The 20,729-nt window shown below is 64.3% G+C and carries 13 protein-coding genes; 5 read left to right on the forward strand and 8 right to left on the reverse strand.

All coding sequences use genetic code 11. The features are described 5' to 3' along the window. Positions 1-54: 54 nt before the first annotated feature. On the forward strand, positions 55-462 hold the full coding sequence (locus J4H86_RS09260; RefSeq protein ID WP_236543099.1) for a spore-associated protein: 408 nt from the start codon (positions 55-57) through the stop codon (positions 460-462). 260 nt (positions 463-722) lie between these two features. Here J4H86_RS09260 and eccCa read toward each other — a convergent pair whose 3' ends face one another. Next, on the reverse strand, positions 723-4,607 hold the full coding sequence (eccCa, locus tag J4H86_RS09265; RefSeq protein WP_236543960.1) for a type VII secretion protein EccCa: 3,885 nt from the start codon (positions 4,605-4,607) through the stop codon (positions 723-725). A gap of 295 nt (positions 4,608-4,902) precedes the next feature. On the opposite strand from eccCa, the gene J4H86_RS09270 reads away from it, so the two are divergent. Next, positions 4,903-6,255, forward strand: a complete 1,353-nt coding sequence (locus tag J4H86_RS09270; RefSeq protein WP_236543100.1) for an EsaB/YukD family protein — start codon at positions 4,903-4,905, stop codon at positions 6,253-6,255. 98 nt (positions 6,256-6,353) lie between these two features. Here the strand turns inward: J4H86_RS09270 and J4H86_RS09275 are convergent, their stop codons facing one another. The 7 genes from J4H86_RS09275 to J4H86_RS09305 all read right to left on the reverse strand — a co-directional run bounded on the left by J4H86_RS09275 (position 6,354) and on the right by J4H86_RS09305 (position 19,321). Then, the gene (locus tag J4H86_RS09275) at positions 6,354-8,867 is read right to left on the reverse strand and encodes a TPR repeat region-containing protein (protein WP_236543101.1); all 2,514 of its coding nucleotides are present in this window, start codon (positions 8,865-8,867) and stop codon (positions 6,354-6,356) included. Continuing rightward, positions 8,864-9,274, reverse strand: a complete 411-nt coding sequence (locus J4H86_RS09280; protein WP_236543102.1) for a hypothetical protein — start codon at positions 9,272-9,274, stop codon at positions 8,864-8,866. The genes J4H86_RS09275 and J4H86_RS09280 overlap by 4 nt, the downstream gene beginning before the upstream one ends. A 104-nt stretch (positions 9,275-9,378) precedes the next feature. Continuing rightward, positions 9,379-11,439: a TPR repeat region-containing protein gene (locus J4H86_RS09285; RefSeq protein WP_236543103.1), complete on the reverse strand. Its 2,061-nt coding sequence runs from the start codon at positions 11,437-11,439 to the stop codon at positions 9,379-9,381. 533 nt (positions 11,440-11,972) lie between these two features. Then, positions 11,973-14,630 carry a TPR repeat region-containing protein gene (locus J4H86_RS09290; protein WP_236543104.1) on the reverse strand — a complete coding sequence of 886 codons (2,658 nt, stop codon included), beginning with the start codon at positions 14,628-14,630 and terminating at the stop codon, positions 11,973-11,975. A 153-nt stretch (positions 14,631-14,783) separates the two neighbouring features. Further along, positions 14,784-15,152, reverse strand: coding sequence for a hypothetical protein (locus J4H86_RS09295; RefSeq protein ID WP_236543105.1), 369 nt, complete (start codon positions 15,150-15,152; stop codon positions 14,784-14,786). A 1,001-nt stretch (positions 15,153-16,153) separates the two neighbouring features. After that, positions 16,154-18,649: a TPR repeat region-containing protein gene (locus J4H86_RS09300; RefSeq protein WP_236543106.1), complete on the reverse strand. Its 2,496-nt coding sequence runs from the start codon at positions 18,647-18,649 to the stop codon at positions 16,154-16,156. Positions 18,650-18,958: 309 nt separating this feature from the next. Continuing rightward, positions 18,959-19,321: a hypothetical protein gene (locus tag J4H86_RS09305; RefSeq protein WP_236543107.1), complete on the reverse strand. Its 363-nt coding sequence runs from the start codon at positions 19,319-19,321 to the stop codon at positions 18,959-18,961. A 317-nt stretch (positions 19,322-19,638) separates the two neighbouring features. Between J4H86_RS09305 and J4H86_RS09310 the strand changes: the two genes are divergently transcribed. Genes J4H86_RS09310 through J4H86_RS09320 form a run of 3 tightly spaced genes read left to right on the forward strand, consistent with a single transcriptional unit; the run spans position 19,639 to position 20,712 of the window. Next, positions 19,639-19,983 (forward strand): hypothetical protein, encoded by a 345-nt coding sequence (locus tag J4H86_RS09310; protein WP_236543108.1) that lies wholly within the window; start codon positions 19,639-19,641, stop codon positions 19,981-19,983. A gap of 12 nt (positions 19,984-19,995) precedes the next feature. Then, a complete protein-coding gene (locus tag J4H86_RS09315) occupies positions 19,996-20,295 on the forward strand; it encodes a WXG100 family type VII secretion target (protein WP_236543109.1) in 300 nt (99 codons plus the stop codon). Positions 20,296-20,304: 9 nt separating this feature from the next. After that, positions 20,305-20,712 carry a hypothetical protein gene (locus J4H86_RS09320; RefSeq protein ID WP_236543110.1) on the forward strand — a complete coding sequence of 136 codons (408 nt, stop codon included), beginning with the start codon at positions 20,305-20,307 and terminating at the stop codon, positions 20,710-20,712. Positions 20,713-20,729: the final 17 nt, after the last annotated feature.

A 20,729-nucleotide genomic window follows, 5' to 3' on the forward strand; every position in this document is an offset into this window, starting at 1 on the left:
CGGCTGATGGTGGCTACGGGAGTCCGACGCTGGCTGACGTGGGGTGCCACCGCTGTGGTCACTGCCGGCCTGGTCCTGAGCGCGAACACCGCCGCCTACGGTGACGAAGCACAGGCGGTGCAGGTGTGCAACAGCGAGAGCTCCGGGGAAACCAACTATGAATGGTTGGAGTCGCTGACGATCCCCGACGGCCTTGGCACCGTCCATCTCCTGTGGGACGACACGACCGGCACCAACTGCGCGATGACGTTTGGTTCAGTGTCTGGCCGGACCTACATGGACGTTGGTCTCCAGCACACCGGTGGCGACAACGCTGTGTGGGATCACGGAGACTTCACGCAGTATGCCGGGCCGGTGTACCTCGAGGCGAACTTCGTCTGTGTCGACTACACCGGCGCGGTTGGTGATCGTTCGGCGATCGACGAAAATCGCCGCTGTGGTGGTAACCCCGGGTTGGAATAACCGCGTCGGGGATTCGGCTCTCCACACCGGCGATCGTGCAGGGAACCTGCCCGCGTCCGCGCACCTCTCATGCCCAGAACTACGGAGGGCGTCGCCGGGGAGCGCTGAAGGTTGATGACCCCCTCCTGCATCTGGCCAGGAATTGGTCTCGGCATCGCCCGGCACTCGACGCCCAGGACACACCGGGCTGGAGCCCCCGCGACACGAGCACAAGTGCCCGCGGGGGATCCCGACGCGATGGAGCCCCCGCACACGCCCCCCTACTCCGGCGGGTCGCTCCAGGCCACCTGGACCTGCTCCGGGGGTCGGCCACGGCGCGCCAGGAGGGCGCGGCCTGGGGGGAGGCGGCGGGAGGCGACGCCGTTGGCGATCCGGCCTTCCATCCGGTCGCCGGAGAACAGGATTCCGGGGGTGGCCATGTCGGCGAGGGTCTGGGCCACGGGTTCGAACATGGACCGGGCCGCCCCACCCGTACGGCGCGCGGTGATGAAGTGGAGACCCAGGTCGTTGCCCTGGGTGAGGAACTCGGCGAGGGGCGCGAGGGGGTTGTTGCGGCCGCCAACGAGGTCCATGTCGTCGACGACGACGAACAGCTCGAGGCCCTTCCACCAGCTACGCTCGCGGAGCTGTTTGGGGGTGACGTCGGGGCCGGGCAGGCGTTCCTTGACCGATCCGGCCAGTTCCTTGGCCACGGCGTTGGTGTGGCCGGGACTGGTGCTGTAGGCGAGAACGTAGTCCTCGTCGAGCAGGCCCAGGTGGGCCCGCCGGTAGTCGACGAGGACGATGCCCACCTCCGCGGCGGGGCGCCGCGCGATCTGACGGAGCAACCCGCGGAGCATGGTGCTCTTGCCGGTCTGCGGATCCCCGTAGATGACCAGGTGTGGCTCTTCCTCCGGGATCCACAGGGTCGGCGCGAGGTCGCGTTCCCCGAGCCCGAGCACCATCCCGGGACCCCGGTGGGCGGCGACCAGTTGGTCCAGCTCGACCTGCCCGGGCAGGACCCGTACCGGCGGGACGGGGCGCTGTGGCCACCGGTCGGCGATGCGGCGGATCGTGTCGCGCACCCCGTCGGCGAGGTCGTCGTCGCCGGCGGACCCATCCAGGCGGGGCAGCGCCACCTGAACTTGACTCTCGTCGGCGAGCAGGGCGCGGCCCGGGGTGTCCTTGGGGACCTTCTCGGCGGCCTTCCGGTTGACCTGGGAGTCCATCGGGTCGGAGAGCCGGAGTTCGAGCCGGCCGCCGAACTGGGCCTGCAGTCGGCTACGCACCTGCGTGCTCGCGGAGCCACTCACCACCGTGTGCACCCCGAGCGACGGGCCACGGGAGACGATGTCGCCGAGGAACTCGTCGGCGTCGTCCATGTTCTCCCGCACCGCGGCCCAGCCGTCGACGAGCAGGAAGACGTCCCCGAACACGGTGGCGGGCACCGTGCCGGCGGCGCGCGCGTGGCGGAGGGCCGCCGGGGAGTCCAGGCGGTACCGACGGAAGGTCGCCTCCCGCCGGTCGAGCAGAACGATCAGGTCGGACAGGACGCGTCGCATCCGCTCCGGGTTGGACCGGTCCCCCACGGCCGCCACATGGGGGAGCTCCTCGAAGGGGTTGAGTGTCCCACCACCGAAGTCGAGGGCGTAGATCGCGACCCGGCCGGGCGGATAGCGATACGCGAGGCTCGCGATCATGGTGCGCAGCACGGTGGACTTCCCCGACTGGGGTCCGCCCAGCAGGATGATGTTGCTTTCCCCGCCGGTGAAGTCGAGGGCGGCGGCGTCCTGGCTCTGTTCCCGTGGACGGTCGGTCAGCCCGATGATGGCGCGCACCTCACCGGGATCCGGCTCCACCGGTGTGCCGTCGGCGTCGGTGTGGTCCTCTCCGAGCTGGTCCAGCAGGGAGTCCAGTGACTGGGCGCGCGGCAGCGGTGGCAGCCAGACGGGGCGCACCGGTGCGGCCCCCACACCGGCCAGCCGTCGCACCGCGACCTGGAGCGTGGTCGGCGTCTCGTCGCTCACCTCGGGTTCTGAGTGTTCCTCCTCTTGCTCTTCGTCCGGTTCCTCGCTGCGAAGCAGGCCGCCGAGCCCGTTGTAGGAGATCAACGGCAGGACGGGCGGTGACTCCTCGACGGGTCCGTCGTCCGGTGGAACGTAGGGCTGGGACACCATCGCGGCCTTGAACCGCTCGAAGACCGAGGTGTCGACCTTCAGGTATCCGGAGCCGGGTTCGGGCGGAAGGTGGTAGGCGTCGGCGACACCGATCGCCTCCCGACTCTCCGCCTCCGAGAACGTGCGGAGGCCGATCCGGTAGGAGAGGTGGGACTCCAGGCCCTTGATCTTTCCCGACTCCAGGCGTTGTGTGGCCAGCAGCAGGTGCACGCCGATGGAGCGGCCGATCCGTCCGATCGCGACGAACAGCTCCGCGAAGTCGGGGTGGGCGGTGAGCAGCTCGGAGAACTCGTCGATGATGACGAGCAGGTGCGGCAGCGGATCCAGCTCGGGACGGCGGGCACGCAGCGAGTCGTAGGCGTGCACGTTGGGCAGGTTGCCCATGTCCTTCAGGAACTGCTGTCGTCGGGTCAGTTCCCCGAACATCGCCTCCCGGAAGCGGAACACCAGCCCGTCGTCGTCGGCGAGGTTGGTGATCAGTCCGGCGCTGTGCGGCAGGTGGTCGGTGTCGGCGAAGGTCGCGCCGCCCTTGAAGTCCACCAGCAGCAGTGCCAGGTGCTCCGGCGAGTGACCGATGACGAGCGAGGCGACCAGGGTGCGCAGCATCTCGGACTTGCCGGCGCCGGTCGCGCCGACGACGAGTCCGTGTGGCCCCATCCCGCCGAACGCTGACTCCTTGAGGTCCAGCAACACCGCACCGCCCGTGGGGCCGATGCCGATCGGCACCCGAAGGAAGTCGCCCGTCGCGCGTTCCTTCCAGGTCTCGTGGGGGTCCAACCGCGCCACGTCGGGAACGCCGAGGATGCCGCCGAGGTCGACCGTGGAATGCAGGCTGTCACCCCCGTCGACCGCCGCGAGCCGCAGCGGGGACAGGGTGCGGGCCAGGCTCGCGATCTGGGCGACGCTGGCTTGGTCGGCGGTGCCCTTCAACGCGACCGGCGCGGCCTCGGACGCGGGACGCCCCTCCCTGTCCTCGGTGAGGGTGCCGTCGGCGTCGACGAGCAGTCTGAGGTCGACCTCGCTGGGCTCCTCCCGGCGGTCGCCGGCGAGCACGATCACGTGGATGCCGATGTCGGCGAGGGAGCTCACCGGGGGTTCGGCGGAGAGCCCGGAGAGGGTCGGCTGGTGTTCCCCGTCCACGATGATCACGAGCCGCTGCGTGCCCGGGCCCGGGGGCTTGTTGCGGCGGCGCTGCATGTCGATGGTGCGCTGCTCGATCTCCGCGGACAGAAGCTCCGTCATCTCCACCGTGGTGCGTGCCACCAGCCGCGCCGGGATCGGGCCGTCGTCCAATCCGTCCAGCGCGCCGTGGGGGACCCACTTCATCCAGTCCCACTCGTCGAGGAGCCGTGGGTGTCGCACCACGCCCAGACGTACGTCCTCGGGCGCGGAGAAGGTCATGAGCTGGGCCGCCATTGACCGTGCGGTCGCCCGTGCGACGGCACGGTCGCCGACGATGGACACCACGCCGAGGTCGCGCAGTCCCACGACGAGGGGCTGTTCGGGGACCGTGGCGTAGAGCTCGACCACCTGTTCGGCGATGCCCTGACACACAGGGTCGTAGACGATGAGCGGACTGGAGGTGTCGATGTTGAGGCTCAGCGTCCGCGCCAGCGGGCGCGTCCCCTCCCCGACCCTGAGATGGAGATAGTCCGGGTCGGAGGCGCGGCGTTCCCAGCGGCGTGCCGGGAGCCGGGCCGGCTCGTCCAGCAGGTGCGGGGGCGGGTGCCGGAAGGCGGCGGCCCTGCGCTGGATCGAGGCCACGTCACGCACGGTCTCCCGCAGGTGGTCCAGGTAGTCCAGATAGCGTTCGCGCTGCTCGCGGATCCGTTTACGCGGGCCGTTGTGCTGGGTGAGGAACATGACGATGCCCACCGCCACGCTCGCCAGCATGATCAGGACACCGGCGACCGCGTACAGGGGACGGTTGCCGAAGGTGATCGTCATCAGCAGGGATCCGGAGCCGGTGATGATCGGCATCACGATCATCGCCGAGGAGCTCGTCGCCGGCGGGTTCTCGGGCAGCTGGGGCGGGGTGGCGATGACGAGCGGGCTCTCCCCCGGGTCCTCCACGGCGTGGCGCGCCGGTCGATGCACCAGGGTCGTGGTCATCCCCTGTTCCCCCGTTCGTCCCGGAACCGTGCGGATGCCCCGGTCCATCGCTGTTACTGTGATGTTCCCAGGGATCCCCACGCGCCACAATCGGCGTCAGATTGCCGAATGAGGTCGGCACGTTGAACACAGACGTGGACCGTGCGACAGCCAGTGGCCGCGAGGTGGGCCGTTGACCGGATACTGCCGAGTCACCGTGACCGGGGACCAGAAGTGGGCCGACCTCATCCTCCCGGACGGCGTCCCGTTGTCGACGCTCATGCCGCAGGTGATCCGGGTGTGCGCCACGGACTCCGCGGGGACCGACCCGGGCGGGTGGAACCTCGCGACCGTGCGCGGCGACGTCTTGGCCGCGGACACGTCCCTCGCCGACTCCGGAGTCCTCGACGGCGACGTGTTGATGCTGCGGAACCTGACCGCCCCGGAGCGGCCGTCCTTCGTGGACGACGTGCGGGGAGCCGTCGAGGACCGGATCGACGACAACGCGTGGATCTGGCGCCCCGACACCACCTTCGGCTTCGGCCTGGTGCTGGCGGTCCTGGCTCCGTTGGCTCTCACGTTCGGCGCGTCCCTCGTTCGGCACAGTGTGCTCGACCTGATCGTCGGTTCGCTCGGCCTCGTCGTGGCACTCGTGGCGATGTGGACGGCGGTCCGGCGCTCCATGGACGGGGTCGCCCATGTGTGTGTGATCGCGGCCTGCGGGTGGGGGGCGCTCACCTCGGCACTCACCGTGATCCAACTGAGCGTGGGACTGGCGATCGCCCCCATCGTGCCGGTGGCGTTCGGTGCGGCGGGCGCGCTGGCGGCCGCGGCGGCCGGGTGGTGGATCAACGAGGTCGCGCTGCCCTACCTGGCGGCGCTGAGCGTGATGACGGTGTGTGTCGGCGTCCTGGTGGTCGTTGGCCTGTTCGCCGACGGGCCCCTGGCGTTGCGGGCGCTGGCGCTGTTGCTCGTGTTGGGCGTCGGTGGTCTCCCGCGGATGGCGCTGGTGCTGGGCGGGCTCTCCGGACTGGACTACGAGGTTCGCCACCAGGGTCACGCCGACACCGAACGGTTCGACGAGACCCTCCTCTCCAGCGACCGCATCCTGATGGGGAGCGTCGTCGGCGTGTCCGCCACCCTGCTGGCGGCGGTCGGCACCCTCACCTTCACCGGTGTCGGAAGAGCCGACCTGCTCCTCGCCGGCTTCGTGTCCCTCCTGCTCGTGATGCGATCCCGCCTCTTCGACCGGGTCCCCCACGTACTGGTGACCCGCATGGCCGGGGTGCTCGGCCTCACCTTGGTCGTGGTCTCGGCCAGCGGCGCCTCACCCCTCGCGCTCGCGCTGCTGCCCGCCGCGTCGTTGGCGTTCGGCGTCCTCCTCGCCTCCCTCAGCGGGGTGCGGCTCACCGACGTCCCTCGGGCCTCGCTGCGCCGGCTGCTCAACGGGGTCGAGGTGGCGGTCGTCGTCGCCCTGTGCGTCACCTCAGTGTGGGCGCTGGGGCTCTATGACCTCGTGACCACGATCTCCATTGGTGGGGACTGACTCCCGCTCCCACCTCACAATGCACGTCAGCGCCGAGCGAGGCCGGGGCGTGCTGTGTCCACGCGAGCGATGCCTCGCTCCTTCGGAGCCACTTCCTACTACGGAAGATACGAACCACTAGCGGGCTCGTTACGCTTGAGTTTCCCGCTGAGAATGGTCTCCGCGAAGCGTTGGGCGTCGTGCCCCTCGGGATCTCCGACGATCCGGTACCACTCGTTGTGCTGGTTGGTGATCAAATCTTCGTCCAGGATGTCGAGTCCGCCATCGCCAAGGGCTGCGTTTAGTTCGTCGCGGAGTTCGCGTTCCAGGTCGTCGATCCGGTCCTCTGCCGCTTGGACGGCGTCCGCGTCGCCCTCACCGGCGAGCTGGTCGTACTCGGCGGCCAGCTCGGCGGTCTCGGTGTAGACGGGGAGGTCATCGGGATCGAGTTGACCGTCGGCGACGGCGGCGTCGGCGAGAGCCAGCAGCGTTCCGAGCTCGATATCGGTCTCCGTCGTGGTAACGGGCGCGCGAATGGAGAAGTCGTTGACCTCCCCGTCGGGGGAACCGGACCAGACCCAGTCCCTGCTGAAGCGCGCGACCTCGTTGCCGATGCCGACCAACGTCTTGACCCGGGGATCCTTGACGATCATGTTGTTCAGGATCTCCTTGACGGAACCGCTCACCAGGGGCACGGCGCGCCGCCCGTCGCTCTGTGCCGTCGCGGCGTCCTCCGCGGCGTAGTTCTCCCTCGCCGCGGCCTCACTGAGAGCCGCGCGGTCGTAGATGCCGCGCAGCATCCCGGTCTCACCGCCCACCACGGCGGGACCGTCCTCTCCCTCCACCAGGTCGGCGAGGCGCTGGGACTGGTAGGTCTCGATCGCCGTGTTGAGCTCGTGCACGGCCAGGGTGTCCCCCGCGGCGAGCGTCCAGAACCGTACGCGGTCCACGGTGTTGATGTGGAGCTCGTCCCCCTCAGCGGTCGTCTCTCCGCCACGGATCGCGTCGGCGAAGCTGTCCATGTAGATCTCGGAGAGCTCCACCAAGTGACGGGAGACCTCTGGGTTGAGCATGCCGAGGTTGGTCTGTCTCCCCCCGATCTCTCGGTTACCCGCGAGGTCGTCAAAGGTGCCGGACTCGCCGTCGGTCAGGGTGGTGATGAGGCCGGCCATGGCCTCGGCCGCCAACTCGCGCTGGTGGTCCAGTGTCTGGCTCTCCTCGAACCTGAGCCAATTGGTGAGGCCGTTGAGCGCCTCCCCGTCGTCGGACCAGTCGAAGGAGTAGAGATTGCGGAGCGCCGTCTGGGTGTCGACCTGGTGCGGGGACTCGTGGGCTCCGGTGAGCACGGCGTGGTCGGCTTCGAAGTTGCGGGTCGCCACGTTCAGGAGGGTTTGGGCTCCCGCGCCGCCGTCACCGAGGAGCGTGGAGTCCGGTATCGGGGCGTTGCTGGGCGCCGTGGCAGCGCCCAAGACAGTGATCATGTTCCCGGAGAACTCGGTCCCGCCCTTGACGCCGGGGTGGGTGTGTTCGAACACGTCCACGAGCGGTTCGGCGAGGTTCTCCCACGCGGGAACGAAGGTGTACTCCTCGCCGTCGAACTCCATCGTGTTCTGACCGCTCAGCACGGCCTGAACGCTGGTCGGGAGGTCGTCCCACCCACCGCCCAGGTCCTCGTCGGAGAGGATGAGCAACCCGTCGCCCAGGGCCCCGAGGAGCTGTCTGGAGTCCTGGTCCGACCCAACGAAGGCGAAGTCTCCGTGATCCTCGCCGTTGGCGATGCGATCCACGTATGTCAGGAACGGGGGAAGGCCGAGGTGATTGACCGGACCGCTGTCGAGCGTCGCGTAGAACGAACGCAGGAAGTCCATCTCCTCGGGCGGTAGTTCGCCGGTGCCGAAGGTCTGGTGCCGCCACCCCTTGTGGGTCACCGCGTTCAGCGCGGCCACCATCGCCGCGTATTCCGCGTCGAGTGGTTTCTCCCCGGTCAGGTAGGGAACGAGGCCCTCGGCCATCGACGCCCCGTCCGCCTCGGTCAGGGGGAGCGGAGGATCGGTCCAGCCCAAGTTCTTGGGCGCCCACTCCAAAACGCCGTCCACGCGTACCAGGTCACGGACCGACTCCTCGGTGGGACCTTCGCTGAGCTGGGACGCGCGTTCACGCGCGCGACGCTCGAACTCCTCACGGGCCTCCTCGGCCCGCTGGTCCAACCCGTTCAGGACACGCTGGCGAGCGTGGCCTCGTGCCTGCTCGAAGTGGTGCCACGCCCCCTGGTCCGATTGGTCCGCGTCCGGCGGCGCGACACCGTAGTGGTCGTCCCGGGCCTCCTCCCACTCCGTTCGCAACCCGTCCAACTGCCCGGTGAACCACTCGACGTCGTTCGCCCACGCCTCAGTGACGCCGCCGGCGTAGGCGGCGAGGAAGCTGGCGTTCTGCCACGCCGTGCGGTTGTAAGACGCCTCGCCGCTGATGGAGTCGGCGACCAGGTCGCTGAACTCCGCCGCCGAGGAGTCGAAGGCGGCCTTCACGTCGCCGGCCCGGCCGAGGATGCGCCCGACGAAGGCGTAGAGGTCCTGGGCGCACTCACGGATCGTCTCGGAGTCGGCGCTGGTCGTCTCCGGGCTGAATCGGCTCACGGTGTCTCGGGTGTTTCGGCGTACCCCGCACGCTGCGCCGCGTCGCCCACCGTGGTGTAGGCGTAGGTGCTTCCCTCGATCCGCGCAGCGATCTCGGCCCGAACGCCGGCGAAGTCCTCCGCGGAGTCGCTGTCGGTTTCGCCGGAGATGCTCGCGGCTCCCCGCACATTGCCACCGAGCGCGGATCCGTGCTCCTGGACCTCACACATCCGAGAACGGGCGATGTCGAGAAAGTCGGGATAGCCGGCCTGACACAGCGGTTCGGCGGCTGCGTCCTCCGTCTGGCAGACGAGGGTCGCGAAGTCGCACGCGAGGTCGGTGAACGTGTCGGAGAGGCGCTCCGCCTCCGCCCCTCTCTGGTCAGCGCTCTGTGGATTGACCCCCAGCAGCACAGCGTCCCCCTTCACCCCGGTGCCGTTACTCCGAGCTGACGACGCTAGGGCGAGGCGATGAACGGAGGGGGAACGACGGTCGAAGCCCGGACGAGCGGAAGCCGACGGAACCCCTGTCGCTATTGGGTTGGGGACGTGGGGGCCGGTGCGGCGCTGGTGGCCTCGTCCACGCTCGCGCGGAGGCGTTCGGCCGACGCCGGATCGGCCGCCAGGAGATCGATCAACCGCTCGACACGTCCGGGATCAGGGTGGCTGACGGACTGTCCGGCGTCGGACACGGTGGTTGGGTCGGCGGCGCGGAGCGTGTCGAGGTAGGGCAACACGGAGCTGGTGAGGCTGGAGGCGAGCGCGGGGTTGACCTCCGCGAAGCCAGCGCGCGGTGGGGAGTCACCGTTCGGGTGGGGTTGCCCTCCGTCGCCCAGGGCCGCGAGTCGTTCGTCGCTCCCGGTGAGCATGTGTACGAGGCCGAGCGCGCTCTCCTGGGCGCGCGCCTGCGCCACGGGATCGTCGCTGCTGGCGGCCGCGGGGATCCAGTTCGTCAGGCCCGCCACGGCGCGCCCGTCGTCGGGCCAGTCGTGGGCGTAGAGGCTCGTGAGGGCGTCGGCGTTGCCTCCGGGAGTGGGGGTGCTCGGCTGAGAGTGCTGGTCGGTGAGCAGCGAGTAGCTCGCCTCCGTGTTCCGGGTCGCCACCTCGACCACTGACGCGAGAGTGGGATCCGCTGTCCGCGCTGTGTCCGCTTCGCTGAGGTGGTGGCCCGCACTGGCGAGGAGGTTGCCCGAGAACTCACGCCCGCCGCGAAGCTGTGCGTCGGCCTGACTGAGGAAGGCGTTGAGCAGCCCCGCGCTCTGCAGCCAACCGGCCGGGTTTCCCGCACCTTCCCCGGCGTCTATCGGAGTCGGGGCCGCACTCCCCTCTGCCACGGCGCGGACGCTGTCGGGGAGGCGATCGTAGCCGCCGCCCAGGTTCTCGTTGGAGACCATGAGCATGCTGTCGCCCAGGGCGCCCACGATGTCGTTCGCCTGACCTGGGTCGAGTCCAGCCTGGCCGTCCTCACCCATCGAGGTGTCGGTGTCGACCGACACCATCTCCGGGAGGTCGAGAATGGTGCCGGCTTCCTGCCCGTCCGCGTCCGGCTCCGCCGCGAACCCGTCCAGGTCGCCCAGGAGGTTGCTGAGGAAGTCGATCTCGCTGCGGTGCAGCGCCGTGTCCCCGGACGGGGCCAGGTTCTCCGCCGCGGCCGGGTCCCAACTCTGGCCCGTGGTGGCCGGTTGGAGGGCCTTGGCCTCGGCCCCGATGGCGGAGACGGCGGTGAGGATCTCACCGAGTCGCGCGTCGGGAGGACGGATCCCCTTGAGGTAGGCCTCCAGCTCCCCCGCCCACGCCCGTCCGTCCGCTCCGTTCAACGGCAGTGGCGGATTGGACTCGGCGCCGAGCATGTTGAACGCGGACCAGCCGAGATAGCCCGCCTCGATCAACTGCCGCACGGCGAGTTCGTCGTCGGGCCCGGCCTCCAGTGTCCGAGCCCGGTCCTCGCCCGTCTCCACCAACTGTTCCTGGAACGTCTCCGCCTCGGAGTGGTACTCCGCGACGATCTGGCGCACACGTTCCTGTCGCCAGGCCAGGTACGCCTCGGTCGGGGTGCCGAAGGACCGCGGGTTGTAGAACCCTTCGTCGTGCTCGGTGTCGGAGACGGTGCCGATGGCCGGTGCGGCGGTCGCCGCCAGCACGGGTCCTCCCACCGGCAGCGAGGGGATGGGGCTCATCCCCTCTACATAGGGGGACTGGCCCGTCTCCATCTGGTACAGCCGCGGGGCGTTCGCCCGGAACATGGTCAACCTGCGCTGGACCGACTCGAAGAGCGCGAGTCTCTCTTGGTCGTAGGTCTCGACGTCGTCGGCCCACTGGTGCGCGATCTCCGCGGCGAACGCCAAGGTGAACGCGGCCCGCCCCCAGGTCGCCTCGTCGTAGTCGGCCTCCCGGGTAATGTCCGCGCTCACGACCTCGCTGAAGGTGGTGGCCATCGAGGAGAACGCGGCCCGCATATCCCCCGCGTTGCCGGTGACCACGCCCACGAGGTCCCACAACGCGTCGGCCTTCTCCCGGATGGCCTCCGCCCCAGGCTCCGCCGGCTCCGGTGCAGCGATGTCCCCGGCCTCACCCTCCGCACCCACAGCGCGCATCCAGTCCGCTCCCTCGCTCCGCCCTGGTTCGCACACATCGTACGTTTCGGGGCTGTATGCCGGTTAGGCCCGATTGACCCATCGGTCCATCGTGTAGTAATCCTCGGTCGCGATGGGGTCCCTCACCTCCGGAAGGTCACCCGCACTCCGATAGAACGCAGCCGACTCCTGATCCGTCGCACACGCCTGCTCGGCACCGGCCCGCACATTCCCCGCCAGCCGACGCCCGTGCTCCTGGATTTGCCACATCTGGCCAACATGCTTCTCAGCGAAGGATCGATACGCCCCCTGCAGCGCACTCCTCCGCCCCCCAAACGGCCCATGCAGAGACGACGCCAGATCCTCAGTCGCCATGTCGAACCTGCTCACGACATCGGAGAGAGACTCGGCGAGGGTTTCACCAGCATTGCTGGTAGAGCGGGCGAGGTCCGCTTTGACGCCAATTAGCCCAGGATCGGACACTAACACTCCTTCTGTTTCGACCAAATGACCTTCGACTTCAAATTACGAAAAAACTTACCTACCGTCAGCGCCTAGGATCTCCCATGATCCTTAGATTGCCAGTATTCTTCAGCTTCATCGAGGGTGATATCAGGGGTAGTTCGACTGAACACCTCCTCATAATTACGAACATAGGCATCCGTGAAGGAATCGGCTTCATTCCCAGCCGTATTAGAAAGACTAACTACCGGATGAGCGGAATCAACATCATCCAACAGCAAACCAAGGCTACGGTTCACCGAGGGAGCATCAGCGCGGGCGTCCAAATCTCGATCAGTGCGGTCAAACTCGGAGTAGCCGATCACAGATTCGCCATCCTCAGCAACAAGCCGTTCATCCACCGCACGCACATCGTCGATACTCAAGCAGTTGGATCGAACCTGCCAGTCCAACATGTCCAACCTCGTCTTATATTCTAAATCCGCCGGATGCATAGTCCGACCGTATTCATTTGGCGCAAATGGACTATTCGGATCATTAACACCAATGCCGGAGATAGACTGATAGTCTGGGCTAAGGTCGTCTTGCTGATACCGCAGATCGTACTCGTGGAACCCGACACCCGTCAGGAAGAATGTTCCTGCTACCGCCGCCGGATGCTTCGCAAATCCTGTTGCGGCGAAGGCTGCGGTACGCAAATCCCCGAATATTCTGTCACGCATTTCCGTGTCACCCTGATTGTACAAATCCTGCTCTGTACGGTTCAGTGATTCGAGGCGCAACGCCGAATCGAACAACCCGCGAAGTGTGCCTCGTTGCTGGCCAGCAGACTCCAGCGCTCCGTCGTCCGCCATGAGCGGATGGACTCCAGCCGCATCAAGATGATTAAGAGTCGTGTACAGGTGCGCCGCAGAGGCATCATCGGCCATGAGCATACTGAAGAACTGTTGTCGACTCTCTAGATCCACGAGCAGCAATTCCCGATCAGCCACGTCAGGGTTTGAAAGGATCTCGTATACTGACGATCCATCCATCTGGCCGTCAGTTGGACCGGGAAGACTCAGATCGAACAGATAAGTGGTGGCAATATCTGTGATGCTCGCCGAGAGCGCCGGGTTGAGGAGTGTAAACGCAGCACTGTCGACTGTCTCACCATTCGCGAGCGGGACCGAGACCCCGGTGTCGCGAAGTGCAGCCATTCGATCATCGTTCTCGGTGAGCATCTGAATAAGTCCGAGTGATGCAGTTTGCGCGCGACTCCGCGCGTCGGGGTCTTCGCTTTCGGCCGCTTCCGGAATCCAGTCCAGCAACGCGGAAACAGATTCACCATTGTCCGCCCAGTCGTACGCAAAGAGTCCTTTCAGAGCATTCGCGTTCTCAGCAAAGACGGGGTGATCATGCTCGCCACTCAAAATTTCAAAATTAGCATCATCATTGCGGGTAGAAACCTCCAACAGCATTGAAAGCGTTTCCCCCCACACCGGATCATCATTATCAAATGAATTCAAGTTATGACCGATGCTCGTGGTCAGATTCGCGGAGAAGGTCTTTCCCCCTCTCAGCTCTGAGTCAGCACGATGCAAGAACCCGTTCAATGATGCGGCGTCCTGGACCCAGCGAATGTGGCTACGGTCATTCGCTCCAGGTGACACTTCCTGGCTTTCGACGACGTCGCGCACCGATTCAGGAAGATCCAAGTACCGACCCCCGACCTCCTCATTCGACAGCACGAGCATCCCGGTCCCCATAACACCGAGAAATTCGTCGATCTCGTCGTGGTCCCAATTTTCAGTCATTCCTCCTTCATAGAAAGAACCCGGTAACCCAATGACTCCACCGGGCATCGTGTCATCTATCGTGGCATAGAACGCTCGAAGATATTTGAGTTCCTCCGCGCGTAGATAATCCCCCGCTCCGTCGCTTTCGGACTGTAGATGTTTGGCTTTGGCAGAGATGGCGATCACCGTGGCGAGAATCTCGTGATAACGAGCGTCCAAGGGCCGATCTCCATTGATGTACGCCTGCAAGTCTGCCGCGTCGTGCCTGCCGTATTCTTCGTTGACCGGCAATGGGGAATTACCTTCTGGGCCGTGAATGTTATAGGCTGCCCAACCCAAGTGCCCTGAATCCACCAGTTGACGCACCACGAGATCGTGCTCGGGCCCTTGATTGAGTTTATGAACACTTAACTCGCCACTCTCAAGCAGATCACTCCGTGGAGATTTCAGCGCTTCCGTGTACTCAGCGACGATTTGTTGAATTCGCTGCATTCTCCACTCTTGAAACTCACCAAGCATCACACTCGGGAGCTCGTAATTCATGATCGAACCATCGGGGCCAGTGCCTTCACTATCGCGATGTTGTGAGTATTCTAAGTACTGCCCCTCGCGAAACTCCTCCAATTGACGTTTATACGCATCGTATATTTGCTCCACTCTGTTCTCATAATCCCGGACTTCATCTGCCCATTCATCGGCGATCGCGGCTCCGAACGCAAGAACCAATGCGGCTTCCTGCCACTTTGATTCATCATAATCTGCCTCGTTCGCAATGTCGTCTCGCACAACATCGCTAAACTGAATCGCCATCGACGTGAAAACAGTACGTAGATCTCCAGAATTTCCGGTTATGACGCCGGCGATATTCCACAGGCCTTCGGCTTTCTCCCGAATCCCTTCTGAGCCCGGCCGTGGCTTTTCCGGCGGAACGAGCGCTGCCCCCGCAGCAAATCCCGCCTGCGCATCTTCCATGAGCTCAACCTCTCGACAGTGCACCTAAAGACAAATAGAACAATGGATCTTCACTACGACAAGCAGGCGGCGCGGTTTACGACATGCGCGACCTTCCCTCACCCGCCTTCCAACACCCATGGGACGCGCGATCGAATGAAAAACATCAGTTCCTCATTGGCCGTCTGGAACATAACGCTCGTCTATGCTTTCATTGATCTGCCGTTGCACATAGTCGTAATGCTCTTCGCTCGGCCGCCATTCAGTTTCGGGTACCGGTCTTCCCTGTTCTGGATTCCAATAGTCTTGCGCAGAGTCACTGTCTGTTCGCGACACCTCAATTGCACCGGCCTGGACATTCCCCGACAGACGACTCCCGTGCTCCTGGACATCGCGCATCTTGTCCACGTACGTTGCGCCGAATTCCTCGTAAGCTTGCTTGAACGCCACCCTGTCCTCAATGAACGGACCGTCCAGCGCATCCGCCAGTTCTTCGGTCACTGTCCGGAACCGGCTCACCACATCGGTGAACGTCTCCGCCACCGTAACCCCCTCAGCCCCCCGCTCATACGCTTTCCCTGCGTTCGCACCAACCACTGACATGACAACCCCTGTTCGCCAATATGGACTTCCGCTCGGTGACTCACGGAATGGAAGTCCCTGCCATACTCACTGCTCTCGCCGAAGTACCGAATACCATTTGGATGCGATAGACGCAACCACGCGAAGTACGATGCTTTCAGCAGTAGGATTCCCCGCACCTCAGGCAGATCTCGTATCCCATCCAATAGAGCACTGCGGACGGCTCATCGGCGGCACACGGACCGACGCCGGCCATCACATTCTCCGTCAGGCGCTCGCGGGCACCGATCGTCGTTGCCGGATCCGGCCAACATGTTCATAGTGCGCACAACGGCCGCATGTCGTGAGGATAGGTACTCGTGCCACTGAATAATCACTACGTGATTGAACGGTGACCCTGGGTGCCGAGGGTGTTCCTACACGCGACGCGGCCTCTGAGCATGCGCGGGGTTCGTGTTTACGTTTGATCCGTTGGGGGATTGGAATGCACATCCATGGCCCTGGCTGGACGACAGGATTGTCGCCCAGCGGTCACATCCATAGGTGTCCAGGCTCAAGATCCCGGCAGTTCACTCTAGTTCATGGAATGACGGTATTTGGCGGCCTCGTCGAGGGTGATTTTTCAAGGAAGGTTCTCTTGAAGACTTCCTCGTATGACCCAACGTAGGCGTTGTTGAACGAGTCGGCTTCGTTTGGTAAAGCGTTGGGCCTTCCCGACAGTGGATGAGCGGAGTCAACGTCGTCCAGAATCAGGCCGAGACTATGGCTGACCGTTGAGCTTTCACTCCGGCCGTCAAGGTTGCGCGCGATCCCACTGAGCTCCACACACGCGATAGCTGAAGACGTGAGCGAAGGAATAAATGCTTCACCCGTGGCAGATCAAAACCTGCGCTCCATTACAGTTAAACGGACTGTCAAATAAGAACGATCAACAGGTTCAGTAATCTCCTTATTACACCGAATCACAGTTCATGCCGCGAACGGATCAACCCATCCAGGCTTCTGTGGATGGACTCGTACCGGTTGTTATAGGCAGAGGAATAGTCGCCCGTGAACTCGATCGCCTCGAGCCCACTCTGCCCTGGTAGTTCGCCCGCCCCGCGGACGAGGTCCCGGACGGGGGTCAGCAGCTCGCGGCGTGCACCCATCTCGACTTCTTGGAAGGAGACGACCATCTCCTCGCCCTCGTCATTCCGGACGACGAGATCCTCGTTGGCGTCACGGACCGTCTCAATGTCCATGTCTCCCGTACGCACCAGGTAGTCCAGAACCTCAAGCTCCACGCGGACGTCGACACGGGACGCGTCGTAGCTGCGGCCCGTGTTGCCGTCGATATGAAACGGGTGTCGCTCGTCGTCGGGTCCCGCGTCGAACACGTCCTCATACTCCGGGTTCTGAACACCAGCCAGAATCCGCTGCTCGATCTCCTGCAGGGTCGCGCCCGCCCCGAGGAAGCCACCCGCGACCCTGGCGGTGGCGAAGCCCCACGATGCCGGGTTCGGACCCGTGAGGTAGCCGGTCGACGCGTAGATAGCGGTTCTGATGTTGTTGAACATCACCTGCCGCGCCTTCTCCTCACGCTGCGCCTCGTCGTACAGGGCCTCCGTCCGGTCCAGAGCCTCCTCGAACAGGGCGGAGTCGAGATGTGCGCGCAGGGTGGCGTTCGCGTCGGCCACACCGAGCGCGTCGTTCTCCGTCAGGCCGTGGTGGACACCGTACGCGTCAAGGACGTTCACACCGTGGTAAAGGCGCACGGCGGTGTCCCCGTCCGCCATGACGTACCGGAGGAACTGGTGTCTCTCGTTGGTCGGAATGTTCAGCGTGCCGTCGGAATTGATCTCGAAGTTCGACGTGCCTTCCAGACCGAAGTCGTAGAGATACGCGAGGGCGACATCACCGAGATGGGAAGCGATCTCCGGATTCACTCGGGCGAACGACGCGTCCGGCTGGAGTACACCGTCGTCGTCCGGTACCGCGATCCCCGTGTGGAGGAGGGCGTCGTTGCGGTCGTCGTTCACCGTGATCATGCGGATCAGTTCGAGCGCGGCCTCACCCGCGCGGTCACGAGCGGACTCGTCGTCGCTCGCCGCCGCATCCGGGATCCAGTCCAACAGACCGGACACGGCCTCCCCATCGTCTTTCCAATCGAAGGTGAATAGGCCCTTCAACGCGTTGGCGTTCTGGTCGAAGACCGGATGGTCGTGCTGGTCGCTCAGGATGCGGTAGTTGGCGTCGTCGTTCCGGGTCGAGACGTCCAGCAGGGAGGCCATGGTCTCCCCGTTCAATGGCACGTCGTTGTCAATCCGGTTCAGATTGTGGCCGATGCTAGTTGTCAGGTTGGCAGAGAACTCCTGTCCACCCCGTAGATCTGTGTCGGCCCGGCCCAAAAGACCGTTGAGCATAGTGGCGTCGTGCACCCAATCTCGATAGTCACTAGGCCCGGATCCTCCCGGTGCTCCTTGACTCTCGACAGTGTTGCGCACCGATTCGGGAAGATAGACGTAACTCCCGCCGAGTTCCTCGTTAGACAGGACGAGAAGCCCGTTGCCCATAACCCCGAAGAGTCCCTCGAGCTGGTCGTGCTCCCAACCGTGTTTCAGGCCGGTGACATCCCAAACCTCAGAGTGCATGCCCAGGACGCCACCGTCGACCGAGTCTTCGATACCCGCGTAGAACGACTCCAGGAATAGGATCTCCGCCGAGCGGAGATTGTTGTCCAAATACCGCGACACATTTGGATCGGCGTCGTGACGACTCATTTGGTCGTCCTCGGACTGGAGGTACTTCGCCTTGGCCGAAACGGCCAGTACCGCAGCTAGGATCTCGTGGTAGCGGTCATCCAACGGACGCTCCCCGCTGAGGTACTCGTGGAGGTCGGCCGCAGCTCGGGTACCGTAGTCCGCGTTGACCGGCAACGGAGGATCAGCCGCGGGGCCCTGAATGTTGAACGCCGCCCACCCGAGGTGCCCAGAGTCCACGAGCTGTCGCACAGTAAGGTCGTGGTCCGGGCCACGCTGAAGCTTTCGAACGCACTCCTCGCCGACTTCGACCAGGGCGTCCTTGGCCTCCTTCACCTTCCCTTGGTACTGGCTGATGATCTGCCGCGCTCGATCGTCCCGCCACGAGTTGAACTGCTCCAGGTCGTCTAGCAGTGAGGTGGTGAACCGCTCATACCCGGTGGGGGGATCCACGAGGCACTGCTGGCCTACCTGGGCGTATTCGAGGTAGCCATTCTGTCGGAGGTCATTCAGTTGAGCGGTGTATTCAGCCAGGATCTCCGCGGCTTTGTCCTCGTACTCCTCGACCTCGTCAGCCCATGAATCCGCGATCGCTGCTCCGAAGGAGAGCACCCACGACGCTTCCTGCCATTTGGATTCGTCATAGTCGGCTTCCGCGCTGATGTCGTCACGAACGACGTCACTGAACTGAATCGCCATCGTGGTGAAGACTGAACGCATGTCGCCAGCATTCCCAGTGATTACCCCCATAAGATTCCAAAGCGCTTCGGCTTTCTCTCGAATCCCCGCAGATCCCGGACGGGGGCTCTCCGGTGGAACGAGCGCGGCGCTGAATCCTCCCTGCGCTTCATGCATTATTTGCTCACCTCGTGGTAACACAACAGAAGTTTGTTGATGGATGAGTAGAATGCCTCAGGCAAGTTCGCCCGTTCCGTCTGGCGCGGGCACCGATTCATTGCGGCACGGAATCAACCGACTGGGGCTTGAACGAACTCAAATTCTAGTACCAGCACACGACAAAGCCAATCCTCATTCCACTTCAGGAACGTATCGGCTGTCGATGTGCTCATTGAGCTGCTGGGATATGTACGTCTGGTGCCCTTCGACCGACGGCTCCGACGGTTCAGGAACCGGTTCGCCGAACCTTCGGTAGTCCTCAGCAGCACGGTCATCCGTCCGAGCCACCTCCACCGCACCGAGCTGCACGTTCCCTGAGAGTCGACTCCCGTGCTCTTGGACGTCGCGCATCCTATCCACGTACGTCGCGGCGAACTGCCGGTACTCGCTTGGGAACGACACCGTCTCGTTTGCGAACGGGCCGTTCAGAGCGGTGGCAAGCTCCTCGACCGCGACGTCGAAGCGGTTCACGACGTCGGTGAACGTCTCCGCCACGGTGACTCCGTCGGCACCGCGTTGGTACGCTTCCGCAGCGTTAGCACCTATCAATGACATGACAGCCCCCTTTTTTTGTCGACTGACCGTCTTCCAACCAGCAGTTACACCTGAAGTGATAGAAAACACGCGCCGTGGCCTTGACTGAGATTCGCCACGACCCCACCAAGATGATCTTGCGCTGGAACCCATCCGGGTTCATTGACAGGACGCATCCATCTACTATTCTCGAAGTCTGTCCATGATGGGTGGACAGAACCCCTCCAGCCCGCCAAACACTGATCTTAGCGGTAGACACACCCGAAAGGTTTACGAGCATGGCCGGATTCGAAGGCGTTCAGCACGCCGATACGCTGTCACGAGGCGCAGACGAGGCCGGACAAGCTGGCGCCAGCATCAGTGAACGCGTGAATTCCCTTCTCTCCGACATTCAGAGCGAACTACCAAATGCACTCCAGGGCGAAGCTCGCACTACTTTCGAAACCGGACAACTAATGCTCGCGAACGCCATGGACGATCTCATTAAATGGTGCAGAAACAGCGAAGTCGACCTCAACCTCGGAAATGATGCGATTATCATGACGGACGACCGATCAAGCGAGGAAGTCCGCCAGGCCTTCACTGAGTCGCTGATGAATCCCACCAAGAGCGTCAACCATTAAGGAAACACCACCATGAGACCTGGCGATTTTGATATTGGCGCCGACATCAGCGTCCTTTCTGACCTCAATGAACGCCAACGCAGCTACATACCGCGTTTTCATGCGATCATGGACGAGATCCTTCAAGCAGTTGGCAGCCTAAACTCCAACTGGTCAGGCGATGCGAGTGAAGTCTTCGCCGCAGCCGGGAATGATTTTGCGGAGAACTTCCGGAACGCCAACCTGGGATTCTCGAAAATGGTGGATGCCAGCGATGGCGTGGTCGAGAATTACAATAAACTACATAGAGATCTGGGGAACATCTTCGGCTAACCCCTCCCCATGTCCCAACCCACCGTCACCCCCGGCGGCGCGCAGGATTCGGCGGCACCTTCTTCTTCGTCTGTGGAGCAGGTGCCGCAGGCGTTTCACGCGACGCCGAACGCTGAGCGGTACGTCCTCCAGGCCGACGCGCTGCGGCGGCGGCAGCTTCGGGCTGCGCTCCTGTACGGGTCGAGTCGGTACTGGCGTCGGCGGCAGCGGGTGTGGCCGGCGGCGATCGCGGGGTTGATTCTGGCCGCGTTGATCGCCGGCGGTATTGTCGTCGCGAACGCGTTCCAGAACCAGCAGGTGATCAACCAGGACCGCTTTCCTGGCATGGGTCCGTCCGACGGTGACGGGGAGGAAGAGACCCCCGAGGACTCCGAGCAGGCACCCATGCCGGCGCTGCCGCCCCCCGATGGGGGGTGACTCCGACCCCCCGACGC

Source organism: Spiractinospora alimapuensis (assembly GCF_018437505.1).
In the GTDB taxonomy this organism is placed as follows: domain Bacteria; phylum Actinomycetota; class Actinomycetes; order Streptosporangiales; family Streptosporangiaceae; genus Spiractinospora; species Spiractinospora alimapuensis.